The sequence below is a fragment of the Caulobacter sp. GW821-FHT10C03 genome (genome assembly GCF_059415485.1).
The window spans coordinates 135644-150668 of sequence record NZ_JBWKNI010000006.1; the positions used below are offsets into that span (position 1 = coordinate 135644).

General features: G+C 71.8%; 17 protein-coding genes and 1 tRNA gene. 12 read left to right on the forward strand and 6 right to left on the reverse strand.

Going from position 1 to position 15025, the window contains the following annotated elements; all coding sequences use genetic code 11:
• Window positions 1–134: 134 nt before the first annotated feature.
• From AC07NG_RS09890 to AC07NG_RS09900, 3 genes are read left to right on the forward strand one after another with little or no spacing between them, the layout of a single operon-like run.
• On the forward strand, window positions 135–1364 hold the full coding sequence (locus AC07NG_RS09890; RefSeq protein ID WP_494593672.1) for an NAD(P)/FAD-dependent oxidoreductase: 1230 nt from the start codon (window positions 135–137) through the stop codon (window positions 1362–1364).
• A 29-nt stretch (window positions 1365–1393) separates the two neighbouring features.
• The gene (locus AC07NG_RS09895) at window positions 1394–1714 is read left to right on the forward strand and encodes a 2Fe-2S iron-sulfur cluster-binding protein (RefSeq protein ID WP_492856734.1); all 321 of its coding nucleotides are present in this window, start codon (window positions 1394–1396) and stop codon (window positions 1712–1714) included.
• Between the two features lie 53 nt (window positions 1715–1767).
• Window positions 1768–2052, forward strand: coding sequence for a hypothetical protein (locus tag AC07NG_RS09900; protein ID WP_494593674.1), 285 nt, complete (start codon window positions 1768–1770; stop codon window positions 2050–2052).
• Between the two features lie 14 nt (window positions 2053–2066).
• Here the strand turns inward: AC07NG_RS09900 and AC07NG_RS09905 are convergent, their stop codons facing one another.
• The 6 genes from AC07NG_RS09905 to hemC all read right to left on the reverse strand — a co-directional run bounded on the left by AC07NG_RS09905 (window position 2067) and on the right by hemC (window position 6826).
• Window positions 2067–2357 carry a DUF6916 family protein gene (locus AC07NG_RS09905; RefSeq protein WP_110119591.1) on the reverse strand — a complete coding sequence of 97 codons (291 nt, stop codon included), beginning with the start codon at window positions 2355–2357 and terminating at the stop codon, window positions 2067–2069.
• Window positions 2358–2535: 178 nt separating this feature from the next.
• A tRNA-Thr gene (locus AC07NG_RS09910) sits at window positions 2536–2611 on the reverse strand.
• 41 nt (window positions 2612–2652) lie between these two features.
• Window positions 2653–4221, reverse strand: coding sequence for a heme biosynthesis HemY N-terminal domain-containing protein (locus AC07NG_RS09915; protein WP_494593676.1), 1569 nt, complete (start codon window positions 4219–4221; stop codon window positions 2653–2655).
• Window positions 4218–5117 (reverse strand): COG4223 family protein, encoded by a 900-nt coding sequence (locus AC07NG_RS09920; RefSeq protein WP_494593678.1) that lies wholly within the window; start codon window positions 5115–5117, stop codon window positions 4218–4220. Before AC07NG_RS09920 ends, AC07NG_RS09915 begins: the two co-directional genes overlap by 4 nt.
• A 42-nt stretch (window positions 5118–5159) precedes the next feature.
• Window positions 5160–5861: a uroporphyrinogen-III synthase gene (locus AC07NG_RS09925; protein ID WP_494593679.1), complete on the reverse strand. Its 702-nt coding sequence runs from the start codon at window positions 5859–5861 to the stop codon at window positions 5160–5162.
• Entirely contained in the window at window positions 5858–6826 is a 969-nt protein-coding gene (gene hemC / locus AC07NG_RS09930) for a hydroxymethylbilane synthase (protein ID WP_494593681.1), read from the reverse strand. The genes AC07NG_RS09925 and hemC overlap by 4 nt, the downstream gene beginning before the upstream one ends.
• A 72-nt stretch (window positions 6827–6898) precedes the next feature.
• Here hemC and tsaD point away from each other — a divergent pair, with 72 nt between their 5' ends.
• The 9 genes from tsaD (at window position 6899) to AC07NG_RS09975 (ending at window position 14933) form a co-directional block, all read left to right on the forward strand.
• The gene (gene tsaD / locus AC07NG_RS09935) at window positions 6899–8014 is read left to right on the forward strand and encodes a tRNA (adenosine(37)-N6)-threonylcarbamoyltransferase complex transferase subunit TsaD (RefSeq protein WP_494593683.1); all 1116 of its coding nucleotides are present in this window, start codon (window positions 6899–6901) and stop codon (window positions 8012–8014) included.
• The gene (locus AC07NG_RS09940; RefSeq protein WP_494593685.1) at window positions 8011–9006 is read left to right on the forward strand and encodes an NAD(P)H-dependent glycerol-3-phosphate dehydrogenase; all 996 of its coding nucleotides are present in this window, start codon (window positions 8011–8013) and stop codon (window positions 9004–9006) included. Before tsaD ends, AC07NG_RS09940 begins: the two co-directional genes overlap by 4 nt.
• A 187-nt stretch (window positions 9007–9193) precedes the next feature.
• On the forward strand, window positions 9194–9475 hold the full coding sequence (locus AC07NG_RS09945; RefSeq protein WP_110118036.1) for a YciI family protein: 282 nt from the start codon (window positions 9194–9196) through the stop codon (window positions 9473–9475).
• Between the two features lie 17 nt (window positions 9476–9492).
• Window positions 9493–9849, forward strand: coding sequence for a Rieske (2Fe-2S) protein (locus tag AC07NG_RS09950; protein ID WP_494593687.1), 357 nt, complete (start codon window positions 9493–9495; stop codon window positions 9847–9849).
• A gap of 71 nt (window positions 9850–9920) precedes the next feature.
• Window positions 9921–10712 (forward strand): class I SAM-dependent methyltransferase, encoded by a 792-nt coding sequence (locus tag AC07NG_RS09955; protein ID WP_494593689.1) that lies wholly within the window; start codon window positions 9921–9923, stop codon window positions 10710–10712.
• 119 nt (window positions 10713–10831) lie between these two features.
• Complete coding sequence (locus AC07NG_RS09960; protein WP_494593691.1) at window positions 10832–11476, forward strand: TrmH family RNA methyltransferase; 645 nt, start codon at window positions 10832–10834, stop codon at window positions 11474–11476.
• A 168-nt stretch (window positions 11477–11644) separates the two neighbouring features.
• Window positions 11645–13477, forward strand: coding sequence for a methyl-accepting chemotaxis protein (locus AC07NG_RS09965; RefSeq protein WP_494593693.1), 1833 nt, complete (start codon window positions 11645–11647; stop codon window positions 13475–13477).
• 35 nt (window positions 13478–13512) lie between these two features.
• Entirely contained in the window at window positions 13513–13908 is a 396-nt protein-coding gene (locus tag AC07NG_RS09970) for a hypothetical protein (RefSeq protein ID WP_492856746.1), read from the forward strand.
• A 62-nt stretch (window positions 13909–13970) separates the two neighbouring features.
• Window positions 13971–14933, forward strand: coding sequence for a KpsF/GutQ family sugar-phosphate isomerase (locus AC07NG_RS09975; protein ID WP_492856747.1), 963 nt, complete (start codon window positions 13971–13973; stop codon window positions 14931–14933).
• Window positions 14934–15025: the final 92 nt, after the last annotated feature.

A 15025-nucleotide genomic window follows, 5' to 3' on the forward strand; every position in this document is an offset into this window, starting at 1 on the left:
TTTCCGGACGCCGCTCTTCACGTCGGGCTCGGTGCTGTCTATGGCTGGAGGCGGATGAACCCTCGGCTCGGCTTGCAAAAGATGACGGGGTCGTCAATTTTGTCGTGGAGGCAGACGCGTTGAGTGAAGCGGTCGTGAGCGATCCTAAAGCCAAGGTGGTGATTGTCGGCGCGGGTCATGCCGGCGGCTCGGCGGCGGCCTTCCTGCGTCAGTACGGGCACGAAGGCCCGATCGTGCTGATCGGCGAAGAGCCGCTGCTGCCCTATCAGCGCCCGCCGCTGTCCAAGGCCTGGCTGAAGGGCGAGGCCGACGCCGACTCCCTCGCGCTGAAACCCCAGGAATGGTACGCCGAGGCCAATGTCGCCCTGCGCCTGCAAGGCGTGGCGACCAGCCTCAACCGCGGCGCCCGCACCGTGACCCTCGCCTCGGGCGAGGTGATCTCCTACGACTTTCTGATCCTCGCCACCGGCGCCCGCGCCCGCGCGCTGCCGATCCCCGGGGCCGATCTTTCCGGCGTCCTGGCCCTGCGCACGGCGGCCGACGCCGAGGCGCTGAAGGCGGCCCTCGGTCCAGGCAAGCGCCTGGCCGTGGTCGGCGGCGGCTATGTCGGGCTGGAGGCGGCGGCCTCGGCCCGCGCCCTGGGCGCCGCAGCCACCGTCATCGAGCGCGAGAGCCGGGTGCTGGCCCGCGTGGCCTGCGAGACCCTGTCGACCTTCTTCCAGGACTATCACGGCGCCCGTGGCGTCACGTTCGAGCTGAACGCCAATGTCGAGGCGTTTGAAGGCGAGGGCGGCCGGGTGACCGGGGTGCGCCTGAAGGGCGGCGAGGTCGTGGCCTGCGACGCGGCCCTGGTGGGCGTCGGCGCCCATCCGAACGTCGAGCTGGCCCAGGACGCCGGCCTGGAGTGCACGGGCGGCATCGTCGTCGACCTCGAAGCCCGCACCAGCGACCCGCGCGTCTTCGCCATCGGCGACGTCGCCCACCGGCCGCTGCCGATCTATGAGCGCCAGTTCCGCCTCGAGAGCGTGCCCAACGCCCTGGAGCAGGCCAAGCAGGCCGCCGCCGCCATCGTCGGTCGGTCGGGGCCGCCGCCCGAGCTGCCGTGGTTCTGGTCCGACCAGTACGACCTCAAGCTCCAGATCGCCGGCCTGCCGTTCGACGCCGACAGCACGATCGTGCGCGGCGACGTGGCGGCGGCCAAGTTCGCCGTCTTCCACCTCAAGGGCGACCTCGTCCAGGCCGTGGAAGCCGTCAACGCCCCGCCGGAGTTCATGGCGGGCAAACAATTGATCGCCAAGCGAACGCCCGTGTCTAAGACAAAGCTGGCGGATCCGGCGATATCCATGAAGGAAGTGGCGGCCTGAAAGCCGCCCTCTAGCTACGCAGGGGAACCATGGCGAAGATCACCTACATCGAATTCGACGGCACCGAGCACGTCCTCGACGTCAAGCCGGGCCTGACGGTCATGGAAGCGGCGGTGAAGAACAACCTGCCGGGCATCGACGCCGACTGCGGCGGCGCCTGCGCCTGCGCCACCTGCCACGTCTATGTGGACGACGCCTGGGCCGACAAGACCGGCGAAAAGTCGGCCATGGAGGAGTCGATGCTCGACTTCGCCGAGAACGTCGAGCCCAACAGCCGCCTGTCCTGCCAGATCAAGGTCAGCGACGCCCTCGACGGCCTGGTCGTGCGCCTGCCGGAAAGCCAGCACTGAGGGCGATCGCGCCCCGATTGCGGTCCTGCGCCCGATCCGTGTAGGGTCGGGCCATGGCTCAAGCTGACCGTCCGCCCCTGGATCACGTGTTCGCCGGACTGCTGAACGGCGTGGCGATGTCGTCGATCGGCGTCGCCGTGCCGGCGTTCTTCGCCTGGGGCGCGATCACCCACTACGACGGGCATGTCCCGTCGTTTCGGGTCGGCGACCTGCTGGCCGAACCTTTCGACACGATCATCGCGACGGTGCTGCTGCTGGCGAGCGTTCGCGCCCTGATCTTCGGCGTCGGCCTGATCGCGCGGAACGTCGCGCTGCTGCGCGCGCGCCGCGCGCCGTAGGGGCGCGAGCGCCCCTAGTTATAGACCGCCTGATAGGTCACGCCCTGGGCGTCGCGGCCCAGCGGCACCAGGAACATGTCCACCTCGCCCTGCACGGCGTTGCGCACCCGGTAGACGGCCTGGGGCAGCACGTGCTGCACGTTCGACTTGAACACCAGGCTGAACGGCGCGCGCTGCGAATTGGGATCGTGGGCCTTCAGCGGCTGGATGTCGATCAGGGTCAGGTGCATCGACCCGCCGGCGACCAGCAGTTCGTAGGTCGTGTTGGCCTGAGCGCCGAAGCTCTGCATCTGAAGCAACTGCATGGTGGTCCTTCCCCCTCTACCAGCGGCGCGGCGTCGACCGTCCAGCGCGCATCCGGAACAGGGCTGCACTTTGGCGCGCGGCCGCGAACCGCGCAACCGCCGAGCTTTGTGCAAATGCGCACGGCAGCCCAAAGCGCTCCGGGCGAAGCCGGTATTGGAACCTGGAAAAGGGAGAAAGTGGTGCCGCCTAGGTGACTCGAACACCTGACCTACGCATTACGAATGCGCCGCTCTACCGGCTGAGCTAAGGCGGCCCACGGCCCGTCTGGCGAGATTCGCCGGGCGGAGGGAGCGCCTATTTAGCGGGGCGCGGGCCGCTTGCCAAGCGTCGGCGTGCGTTCGTGTTGCGACGGGGCGCCGGAGCCGGTCCTGGGGCGTCCGGCGAGGGCGGATCGTCGAGCCCGCCGGCGTCGTCCAGGCCTGGGTGGTCAAGGAACGGGATCAGGGCGCCGCCGGTCTCGGCCGCGTGCACGAAGGCGGTGGATTCGGCGTAGGCCGACTGTCCGTAGGCCGAGGGCAGCTCGGGCAGGTCGCTCATCGTGCGCTCGCGGCGCTCGAATCGCGGATGCACCAGTTCGCCGGTCTCGGCGTAGCTGGCGGCCAGGCGGGCCCAGTCCTCGCGGCCGTAGGCGAAGGCCTGGCCCTCGGGGTCGAGGTCGCTCCAGTCGGGCTCCTGGGGGGCGGCGACGCCCCGGGCGACCCAGGCGCGGGCCTCGTCGGGCTCGCCGTTGGCGAAAGCCACCCGGGCCATCAGCCCGGCCAGGCGGGCGGTCGGGACGGGCTCTTCCGGCAGCAGGCGGGCGGCGGCGCTGGCGGCGGCCGGATCGCCGGCGATCAGGGCGCTCTCGACCTTGAGGATGCGGCTTTCGCGGGCCTCGGGCTTCAGCTGAGCCAGGGCGGCCAGGCGCGCGGCGCGGGCCTTGGGGGTCTCGCTGGTCTTCAGGTCGCGATAGGCCAGCCACAGGGCCGGGTGGGGCGCGCCCTTCCAGGCGGCCTCGATCAGGGTTCCGGCCTTGGCGGCCTTGCCGTCGGCGGCCAGCAGGCGGGCGGCCATGACCACGCCGGGGGCGAAGTCGGGCTTCAGCTTCACCGACTGCAGGGCGAAGTCGAGGGCCTGCGACAGGCTCTTGGGTTCGTCGGACTCTTCGAGACTCGCCGCGGAAGCGGCAAGGAGCGCGGCGCGGGCCCGCTCGGCGACGGCCGGCGAGACGATCTTGCGCTCCTGGCCGCCTTGGACCAGTTGCAGAGCCGCCGCCCAGTCGCCGGCTTCGAGCTTGGCCTCCAGCAGGGCGCGCCAGGCCCACAGGGCCGAACGGGCCAGGCCATAGGCGGTCTCGGCGTGGCGCAGGGCCAGTTGGCGGTCGCCTTCGGCCAAGGCCAGCTGCATCAGGCCGCGCAGGCCGGCCAGCCGCATCTCGGGAAAGCCCAGCATGGCGTTCCAGGCCTGGCGGGCGGCGACATTGTCGCCCGCGGCTTCGGCCGCCTGGGCGGCCAGCACGCGGACCAGGGCCGGGGCGTCGTCATTGAGGTCGGCGGCCTTCTGGGCCAGGCGGCGGGCCTCGGAGCCGTCGCCGGCCGCTACGGCGAGGAAGCCGCGCGACAGGGCCTCGGTCGCCTGCTTGCGGCGGGCCTCGGCGCGCGCGCGCGCGGCGCGCGCGGGGGCCTCGATGATCCACAGCAGGCCGCGCCACAGGGCGGCGGCGACCAGGGCCAGCAGCAGGGTCAGCAGGGCGGCGGCGGCGGCCGTCATCTCGACCCGCCAGCCCAGCCACTCTAGGCTGGCCGCGCCCGGTTCGCCGGTCAGCGAGACCACGACCACGGCGACGACGGCGATGACGACCAGGGCGAAGAGGGCGCGGATCATTGAGCGCCCCCGGCGAGACGGGCGTCGGCCTGGCTGCGCTGCACCTGGACGAGGCCGGCCAGGGCCTGCTGGCGGACCGAGGCGACCAGGCGGCCGATCTCGGCCCGGCGCTCGGCTTCGGCCCGCCAGGCGGCGAGGGCGGGGCGGGCGCTGGCCGGCAGGGCGTCGAGCAGGCGCAGGGCGCCGCCGACGTCGCCGGCGTCGAGCCTGGCCTGGGCGCGGGCCAGCAGGGCGTCGGGACCGCTGCCGGTCGTCGAGCCGACCTGGCGGATGGTGACGACGCGGGAAAGGGCGTGGCCCAGGCGGGCGAGGGCGCCGGCGTCGGGGCCGGGATCGTGGGCGGCGACCGAGACGCTGCCGGCCAGGTCGTCGAAGCTGGCGGCCAGGCCCGCCACGGTCGGCGCGCCGGCCCTAGCCAGGCGTTCGAGGGCGCGGACCTCCGACGACATCGGCAGCACCCGCTCCAGGCTCGCCACGGCGTCGGCGAAGGGCTCGCTGCCCTGCGCGGCCTCGGCCAGGCTGGCGGCGGCCAGGGCGCCGGCGGCGGCGTCGAGGGTGCGCTGCTGGCCCGATTCGAGCAGGGCGATGCGACCCTCCAGCCGGCCGATCTCGGGCGAGGGGGAGGGCGCCTCAGGCGGGGTCGCGACGACGGGCGCCGACGAGGACGCCGCAGCGAAGCCGCCGGCGACGGGCGCGGGGGCGGCGGGCGCTTCCGGGGCCGCGCCGCGCTTGGAAAACCAGGTCGGGCCGTAATGGGCGATGGCCGCGCCGGCTCCGACGCAGATCACGCACAGCCCGATCATCACCCAGAACATGGGGCCGAGCAGGGGCTTCCTGGCGTAGAGGGCCGGGTCGCTGGGGGCGGCGATTTCGGTGGGATCGGGGGCGGCGCTCATGGTCCATTCGTGCCCCACGCGCGGTTTGCGTGCAACTTCGCCTTAAGGGACGAGCAGGTCGAACAACGCTGTTTCGCGGGGGCGCGGCGCGGCGGCCACAGCGCCCAGCCGTCCGTCGGCGACAAGGCCGGCCAGCGCCGCGGCCACGGCGGGCGACAGGCACAGCGCGCGCAGGGCCGGGGCGGGGCGGGCTTCCAGCACCGCCGCCAGGGCCCGCGCGGCCTTGGGCGAATGGAGCAGCACGGCGGCCAGGTCGTCGAGGGCGTCCAGCGTCGCGGCGTTCGGGGCGCGCTCGACCGTCTCGTAGACGGCGACCGATCGCGCCTCGATCCCGGCGCGGACCAGGGGCGAGACGAGGTCGCCGGCCGGTTCGGCGGCGGCGGGATGCAGCACGGCGCCGGCCGGGCGGCGCTCGGCGATCAGGGCGGCGAGGTCGGCGACGTCGCCCTGGGCCGATTCGATGCGGGTGAAGCCGGCCTCGGCGGCGACCTCGGCCGTGGCCTCGCCGACCGCGAACACCGGCAGGCCCCGCTCTCCGCTGGCGCGGGCGAAGGCGGCGACGCCGTTGCGGCTGGTGAAGGCCAGGGCGCCGACGCCCGCGAGATCGGCCGTCCACGGCAGGTCGCGGACCTCCAGCAGCGGTTCGATCAAGGGTTCGAAGCCCAGGGCCGAAAGGCGCGCGGCGGTGGCCTCGGCGCCGGGGCGGGCGCGGGTGATCCAGACGCGGGGCGCGCCCGTCGTCATTCGCTCGGCGCGATGATGGCGTCGCCGCCCTCGGCCTTGACGACCGCGCCCAGCTCCAGGCCTAGCGCCCGGGCCTGGCCCTCGTCGTCGGCGCCGGCGAGCGTGATTTCGCCCTCGTGGCGGATGCGGATCACGCCGTCGGGGCTGAGGGCCTCGACGATCAGGTGGAGCTTGGCCCCATCCAGGCGGGCGTGAGCGCCGACGGCCGTGCGGCACGAGCCTTCCAGGGCGTAGAGCGCGCCGCGCTCGGCGGCGACGGCCAGGGTGGTGGCGCGGCAGGCGATGGCCTGCAGCCAGGGCAGGCCGGCGTCTTCGGCCCGGCTCTCGATGGCCAGGGCGCCCTGGCCGGGGGCGGGAGGCGCGGCGACCGGGTCGAGCCAGCTCTGCGGGATGTGGCCCAGGCCCAGGCGGTTCAGACCCGACTGGGCCAGCAGGATGGCGTCGGCCTCGCCGCGCTCCAGCTTGGCCAGGCGGGTGTCGACATTGCCGCGCAGCATGACGATGTCGAGGTCGGGCCGCACGTGCAGGGCCTGGGCCTGGCGACGCAAGCTGGCGGTGCCCAGGCGCGCGCCGTGGGGAAGGTCTTCCAGCCGCTGGGCCTTGTGGCTGATGAAGGCGTCGCGGACGTCTTCCCGTTCCGGCGTCGCGGCCAGCACGAGGCCCGGCGGCAGCACGGCCGGCATGTCCTTCAGCGAATGCACCGCGCAGTCGATGCGGCCGTCGAGCAGGGCCTCCTCGATCTCCTTGGTGAACAGGCCCTTGCCGCCGATCTCCATCAGCCGGCGGTCCTGGATGCGGTCGCCGCTGGTGACGATCGGGATCAGCTGGGCGTAGGTGGCGATCTCTTCCGGACCGGCGGCGTCGGGGGCGCCGAGGGCTCGGGCGATCCGCGCCTGCATGTGGCCGGACTGGGCCAGCGACAGCTTGGAGCCGCGCGCGCCGATGCGGATGGGTTGCCGGGACACGGTCTGGACGTTACCTGCTGAGCGAAACAACTGCCTTCGCTGCTACAGGAGCGGCGGGAACCCCGCAACCGAATGACAACCCTTACGAACTCGGGCCTGGACAAGGGTCTCACCATCCTCGGGCTGGAGACCAGCTGCGACGAGACCGCCGCGTCCGTCGTGCGCCGGGACGCCGACGGCCGCGTGGAGGTGCTGTCCTCGATCGTCGGCACCCAGTTCGAGCAGCACGCCCCGTTCGGCGGGGTGGTGCCCGAGATCGCCGCCCGCGCCCATGTGGAAGTCATCGACAGCGTCGCGGCCGAAGCGATGCGCGCGGCCGGGATCGGCTACGACGCCCTGGACGGTGTGGCGGCCACGGCCGGTCCCGGCCTCGTGGGCGGGGTGATGGTCGGCCTGGCCTTCGGCAAGGCGGTGGCCCTGGCCCGCGACCTGCCGCTGGTGGCGGTCAATCATCTGGAGGGTCACGCGGTCTCTGCCCGGCTGGGCGCGGAGGTGGCCTATCCGTTCCTGCTGCTGCTGGTCTCCGGCGGGCACTGCCAGCTGCTGGAGGTCGGCGGCGTCGGCGCCTGCAAGCGCCTGGGCACCACCATCGACGACGCGGCCGGCGAGGCCTTCGACAAGATCGCCAAGAGCCTGGGTCTGCCCTATCCGGGCGGTCCGGCCCTGGAGAAGCTGGCCAAGACCGGTGACGCCAGCAAGTACGAGCTGCCGCGCGCTCTGCTGGGCCGCAAGGACTGCGACTTCTCGTTCTCGGGCCTGAAGACCGCCGCCGCCCGCATCGCCGTGACCCTGACCACCGACAAGGAACGCGCCGACCTGGCGGCCGCCGTGCAGTTCGCCATCGCCCGCCAGCTTTCCGAACGCACCGACCGGGCCATGAAGCTCTATGCCGAAGGTCACGCGGCCGGCGAGCGCCGCTTCGTCGTGGCCGGCGGGGTGGCCGCCAACGGCGCGGTCCGCGCGGCCCTGCTGAAGGTCTGCGAGGACAACGGCTTTACGTTCGATGCCCCGCCGCTGGCCTATTGCACCGACAACGCCGCCATGATCGCCCTGGCCGGGGCCGAGCGTCTGGCGGCCGGCATTTCCGATGATCTGGACGCCGTCGCGCGTCCTCGCTGGCCCCTCGACGAGGCGGCGGCGTTATCCAATCCGAGCAACAGTTTCGGTCGAAAGGGAGCCAAGGCATGAGCTTCAAGCAGGCGGGCGTCGTCGGCGCCGGGGCGTGGGGCACGGCCCTGGCCCAGGTCGCGGCGCGCGCCGGCCTTCAAGTCACGTTGCAGGCCCGCGAGCCGGAGGTCGTCGCCTCGATCGCCGACAAGCGCGAGAACACGATGTTCCTGGCGGGCGTCGCGCTGGAGCCGGCGATCACCGCCGTTTCCGACATGGCCGCCCTGGCCGAGTGCGACCTGATCCTGGCCGTGCCGCCGGCTCAGCACCTGCGCTCGGCCATGGCCGCCCTGAAGCCGCACCTGAAGCCGGGCGTTCCGGTGGTGCTGTGCTCCAAGGGCGTCGAGCAGGGCTCGCTGAAGCTGATGACCGACGTGGCGGCCGAGACCCTGCCGGGCGTGGCCATCGCCGTGCTGTCGGGTCCCAGCTTCGCCGGCGAGGTCGCGCGCGGCCTGCCCGCCGCCGCCACCCTGGCCTGCGAGGACGAGGCCCTGGGCAAGGCGATCGTCGAGGCCATCGCCATCCCGACCTTCCGCCCCTACTGGGCCGCCGACGTGATCGGGGCCGAGGCCGGCGGGGCGGTGAAGAACGTCCTAGCCATCGCCTGCGGCATCTCCGAGGGCAAGGGCCTGGGCCGCAACGCCCACGCCGCCCTGATCACCCGCGGCTTCGCCGAGCTCACCCGCCTGGCCCTGGCCCTGGGCGGCAAGGCCGAGACCGTCGCCGGCCTCTGCGGCCTGGGCGACCTGGTGCTCACCTGCTCGTCCAGCCAGTCGCGCAACATGACGGTGGGCCTTGCGCTGGGCCAGGGCCAGACCCTGGAACAGGCCCTGGCCGGCAAGGTCAGCGTCGCCGAAGGCGTCGCCTCGGCCCCGGCCGTCCGCGCCCTGGCTCAAAAACTCGGCGTCGAGACCCCGATCTGCGAAGCCGTCGCCGCCATCCTGGCCGGCGAGGTCGATGTCGACAGCGCCATCCTCGGCCTGCTCTCCCGCCCGCTGAAGGCGGAGGGGTAAGGGTGACAAGATCCTCCCCCTCTGGGGGAGGTGGCGCGTAGCGCCGGAGGGGGGGGCGGTTTCAGCTTTCGAGGCGCTGGCCGTCTCATCAGCCACACCCCCCTCCGTCGGCTTCGCCGACACCTCCCCCAGAGGGGGAGGATCCTTTAGGACGGCCTCGCTCACTGACTTCAACAAGGAACCGCCCATGCCGCTCTACGCCATCGTCTGCAAGGACAAGCCCGGCGCTCTCGAGACCCGCCTGGCCGTGCGCCCCAAGCACCTGGACTACCTGAACGCCTCGACGGGTCTGAAGGCCGCCGGGGCCCTGCTGGACGACGACGGCAATCCGATCGGCTCGATCATCGTCGTCGAGGTCGAGGACAAGGCCGCCGCCCAGGCCCAGGCCGACAACGACCCGTTCACCGCCGCCGGCGTGTTCGAGAGCGTCGAGGTCCGCCCCTGGCGCCTTGCCATCGGTTCGTTCTGATCCCCCGACCCTGAACGATGAGCGACAACCCCGCCCGCCCAGCGCCCGGCCAGGCGATCTGCGCCCTGGCCGACATCCCCGAGCCGGGCGCGGCGGGCTTTCGCTATCGCGAGGGCGAGGCGATGTTCGCCGGCTTCGTCGTCCGCAAGGACGGCGGGGTCTTCGCCTATGTCGACAGCTGCCCGCACGCCGGCTGGCCGCTGGCCGGGATCAGCGGCCGGTTCCTGACCCGCGAGAACGACCTGATCCTGTGCGGCGGCCACGCGGCCCTGTTCCGCATCGCCGACGGCGCCTGCGTGGCCGGCCCCTGCGGCGGCAAGAGCCTCACCGTCTGGTCCGTGCGGGTCGAGGGCGGGCAGGTGGTCGCGGCCTGACTCCTGATCGCCTGACCCTTCCTTAACCGATGGTCGGTAAGGCTCTCTCCACCCAAAGAGGAGTCAGGGCCATGGCCGACGGATCTAATCCCGCTTTCGACGCCGAACTGACCGACGCCGTCGACGCGCGCGGGGCCGGCGCCAAGCTGCGCTCCCTGGGCAAGATCAATCCGCGCTTCGCCTCGCAACTGGCCCGCACCATGCTGGCCAAGACCCGCGACCACGACAGCGCCGGCCAGTTCGCCGCCTATTCCGAGGCCAAGGGCTTCGAGTTCACCTCGGCCTGGGCCGCCAACAACATCCCGTTCGTGGCCCCGCTGCTGCGCGACTTCATGGACAAGCGCCCGGCCGCCGGGCCGAAGGTCCGCTACATGGAGATCGGCGCCTACGAGGGCCGCAACCTCGCCTTCATGGACTGGATGTTCCCCGATCGCCTCGAGGTGACGGTGATCGATCCCTGGTTCGACGAGAACCTGAACCCGGAAGAGAAGTACCACGCCGTCGAGCCGCGCTTTCACCGCAACATGGCGCGCACCACCTTCGGCAAGGTCCACACCCACAAGGGCTTCTCGACCTACGAGCTGCCCAAGATGCTCGAGGCCGACCAGAAGTTCGACCTGATCTATGTCGACGGCAGCCACACGGCCCTGGCGGTGATGATCGACCTGTGCTGCTGCGCCAGCCTGCTGGAGGTGGGCGGCATGATGGTGCTCGACGACTACTGGCACGACATCAGCGAGATCGGCGGCCCCGGCGTGAAGCAGGCCGTCGACCAGTTCCACGCCGCCTTCGGCCGCTACTTCGACGTCGCCGCCGTCTACCGCCAGGTGGCCCTGGTGAAGATGGCGGAGATTCCGCGGTAGGGAAGCCTGAGACCCCTCTTCCAAGTCAGAAACCCCATCGATACCGACAGAGCCCCCGGCTAAGCTCGGCTACGGCGAAGGGCTGGAAGTCGGATGCGGCGGCGATGTAGAAGGTTGAGATGGAAGAGGTAGCTCAATCGAAAAGATCGGTCCGCGTACGGGCGAACGCGATCAAGCCATTCCGCTGCAAGAACGTCATCGCGGTCATCGAAAATCCTACTGATGTAAAGAACATCGGGACGGTGATCCGCAACGTGAACGCCTTTGGCGTCGAGAAGGTCTATGTCGTCGATCCGCGACGCGCCCTTTCCGACGATTGGCAGGATTTGCGTGGCGACAGAGCCCATTCGAAGGTCTCGGCTTCCGCCGTGAAGTGGACCTTCGTGAAGCGCTTCGACAGCACCGACGATTGCTTCGATCACCTTGAAGAGGCGAATTTCAAGTCGATCGTCACCTCGCCGCACGTGAAGGGCAAGGCGAGCGTCTTCCTCGACGAGGGCGACTACACGGTCCATCCCAAGCTTGCCGTCTGGTTCGGCAGCGAGACGACGGGGATCAGCGAGAGGGCCGTCGAGCGAAGCGAGATGTGCGTCAGCATTCCGATGTTCGGCATGATCGAGAGCCTGAACATCGGCACCAGTTCGGGCATCGTCCTCTACGAGGTCTCGAAACAGAGACGCGCCTATCAAAGCCTCTACGCGCGGCGCAACCAGAAGGGCGAGCGCCAGACGCCCTTGCCCACCCTGCTGGTCGCCGGTGAGTAGACGGGAAGCGTCCGGTCAGGGTCGCGGGAAATCGGCGCGGGCGCCGAAGCCGGGAACCTGACCCACCTCCGCAACCTCCGGTCCGTGACCATCGGTCGCTGGCGTGGTTAAGGCCCGTTAGAGACCCCGCCCCGCATCCTTGCGCGTGAGATCGCGGGGGAGGGGCCTATGGCTTCGCTGAGTCAGAAGATCATGGGCGCCAGCGTCGGGGCGGCGCTGCTGTGTGCGGCCGCGGCGGGCGCTGGCCTGTGGGTCGCCGTCAGCCTGTCGCACGCGCTGGACCGCTCGGCGGCCTCGTCGCGGGTGCTGCGGCTGCACATGCACGCCGACATGATGCACGACGCCCTGCGCGGCGACGCCAGCGGCGCGATCATGGCCACCGACCCGTCGCTGGGCGTCGACCTCAAGCAGGTCCAGGCCGATCTGGCCGAGCACGTCGGCGCCTTCGAGACCGACATCAAGCAAGGCCGGTCCCTGGCCCAGGACCCCGCCGCCCAGGCCGCGCTCGACCACGTGTCCGGGCCCCTGGCGGCCTATATCGCCACCGCCCGCAAGCTGGTCGGCGCGGCCGGGAGCGATCCCGCCGCCGCCCGCGCCCTGTTGCCCGAGTTCAACAAGCAGTTCTCGGCGCTGGAGACGGCGATGGAGGACGCGTCGCAGAAGATCGAGGTCGCCGCCCAGGCCGACGCCGACGCCGCCAAGCGCATGGGCGATCTTGGCCAGGTGCTGATGGCCGCCCTGCTGGGCGTGGCGGCCCTGTTCGCCGCCGCCATGGTCATCGCCGCCCGCCGGGTGCTGATCGCGCCGCTGGTGGCGATCACCGGCTGCCTGCGCCGCCTGGCCCAGGGCGACCTGACCGTGGTGCTGCCCAGCAGCGCCCGCAAGGACGAGATCGGCCAGATGACCGCCGCCCTGCACGCCTTCAAGGACGCCGTCGTCGCCCGCCAGCAGGAGCTGGAGGCCGCCGATGTTCGTGAAGCGCTGGAAGAAGAGCGCAAGGCCGCCGAGGCCCGTCGCGACGAGGCCGACGCCACCCAGCGCGCGGTGGTCGAGGCTCTCGGCTCGGCCCTGCAGAGCCTGGCGGTCGGCGATCTGTCGCAGCGCATCGACCAGGCCTTCCCGGCCGGCTACGAGGCCCTGCGCCAGGACTACAACCTCGCGCTGGACAAGCTGGCCGGCCTGGTCGCCGCCTCGCTGGACGGGGTGGCCATGATCCAGGGCGGCGCCCGCGAGATCACCGAGGCCGCCGACGACCTCTCCCGCCGCACCGAGCACCAGGCCGCCAGCCTGGAAGAGACAGCCGCGGCCCTCGACGAGATCACCAGCACCGTCCGCGCCGCCGCCGACGGGGCCGAGCGCGCCCGCCAGGTGGTGGCCCGCGCCCGCCAGGCCGCCCAGGCCAGCGGCGACGTCGTCGACCAGGCCGTCGGGGCCATGGCCGGCATCGAGCAGTCCTCCAGCCAGATCGGCCGGATCATCGGGGTGATCGACGAGATCGCCTTCCAGACCAACCTTCTGGCCCTCAACGCCGGGGTCGAGGCCGCCCGCGCGGGCGAGGCCGGCCGCGGCTTCGCCGTGGTGGCCTCCGAGGTGCGGGCCCTGGCCCAGCGCTCGGCCGAAGCCGCCAAGGAGATCAAGACCCTGATCGCCGCCAGCGCGGCCGAGGTCGGGCAGGGGGTCTCTTACGTGGGTCGCGCCGGCGAGGTGCTGCGCGGCATCGCCGGCCAGGTCGAGGAGATCGACACCCTGGTGCGCGAGATCACCGCCTCGGCCAAGACCCAGGCGCAAGGGTTGGCGGAGGTCAATGCGACCGTGAACCAGATGGACCAGGTCACCCAGCAGAACGCCGCCATGGTGGAGGAGACCACGGCGGCCAGCCACGCCCTTTCCAACGAGGCCACGCGCCTGGCCGACCGCATGGGCGAGCTGAAGATCGCCGGCGGGGCCGAGCGGACCGGTCAGCGTCCGGGTGAACGTCCGGGCGGGCGCCGCGCGGCCTGATTTCCTCCCGCCGCGCTTTGGGTTATCGGAGGGGCGTGACCGCCGCCGATCTCCACGCCCTCGAAACCTGCGCCGACGCCGTCGAGCGCAACGCCCTGGCCCTGAAGCTGGCCGACGCCGGGACGCCAGGCCTGGCCGAGGTGCTGGCGCGGCTGATCCGGCGGCCGGATCTCGCGCGGCAAAGGGGAACGCTGGTCCACGCCCTGGGCATGCTCGACTGCGCGCCCTATGTCGGGCTGCTGGTCGAGCTGGCGATCACCGGCGGGTTCGAGGTCGCCCACGAGGCGGTCTCGGCGCTCGAAGCGATCGACCCGATGCCGTCCGACGAAGGCCGCCGGGCTCAGGCCCGTCTGGACTCGGCCCGGGCGGGCGCGGTCGCCGAGGACTGGCGGCAGGATCTGCTGGAAGAGGCCTGGGTCCTGTTCGGCTAGCGGCGCGCCCTCGCTCAACCGCGCGCGGGCTGGTATGGGCAGCGCACGGAGTTTCTGACCACATGACCGATACGATTTCCGACGCCGTGGCCGTGGGCCGCCGAGTGCTGAGCATCGAGGCCCAGGCCCTTTCGCAGATGGCCGACGGCCTGGGCGAGGCCTTCACGCAGGCCGTGCGGGTGATGCACGACGCCAAGGGCCGCATCGTCTGCACCGGCATGGGCAAGTCGGGCCACGTGGCGCGCAAGATCGCCGCCACCCTGGCCTCGACCGGCAGCCAGGCGATGTTCGTCCACCCGGCCGAGGCCAGCCACGGCGACCTCGGCATGATCGGTCCCGACGACGTGGTGCTGGCCCTGTCGAAGTCGGGCGAGGCCCGCGAACTGGCCGACACCCTGACCTACTGCAAGCGCTTCTCGATCCCGCTGATCGCCGTCACCGCCGTCGCCACCAGCCAGCTGGGCAAGGCCGGCGACGTGCTGCTGCTGCTGCCGGATGCGCCGGAAGCCACGGCGGAGGTCAACGCCCCGACCACCTCGACCACCCTGCAGATCGCTCTTGGCGACGCCCTGGCCGTGGCGCTGCTGGAAAGCCGCGGCTTCACGGCCAGCGACTTCCGCATCTTCCACCCGGGCGGCAAGCTGGGGGCGGTGCTGCGCACCGTGGCCGACCTGATGCACGGGGCCGAGGAACTGCCGCTGGTGGCCGAGAGCGCGCCGATGGGCGAGGCCCTGCTGGTCATGAGCCAGAAACGTTTCGGCGCGGTGGGCGTGACCGACGCGGCCGGCGATCTCGTCGGCCTGATCACCGACGGCGACCTTCGCCGCCACATGGACGGCCTGATGGGCCACGCCGCCGGCGAGGTGATGACCAGGAGCCCGCTGGTGATCGCCTCGGGCGCCCTGGCCGCCGAGGCCCTGAAGGTGATGAACGAGCGCCGGATCACCGTGCTGTTCGTCGTCGAGGCCGGCAAGCCCGTGGGCGTGCTGCACGTCCACGATCTGCTGCGGGCCGGGGTTATTTAAAGACCCCTCTCTCTGAGAGAGAGGGAGGGGCCCACGCCGGAGGCGTGGGAGGGTGAGAGGTTACAGCTCGTCCGAACGTGGCGCGGACAGAC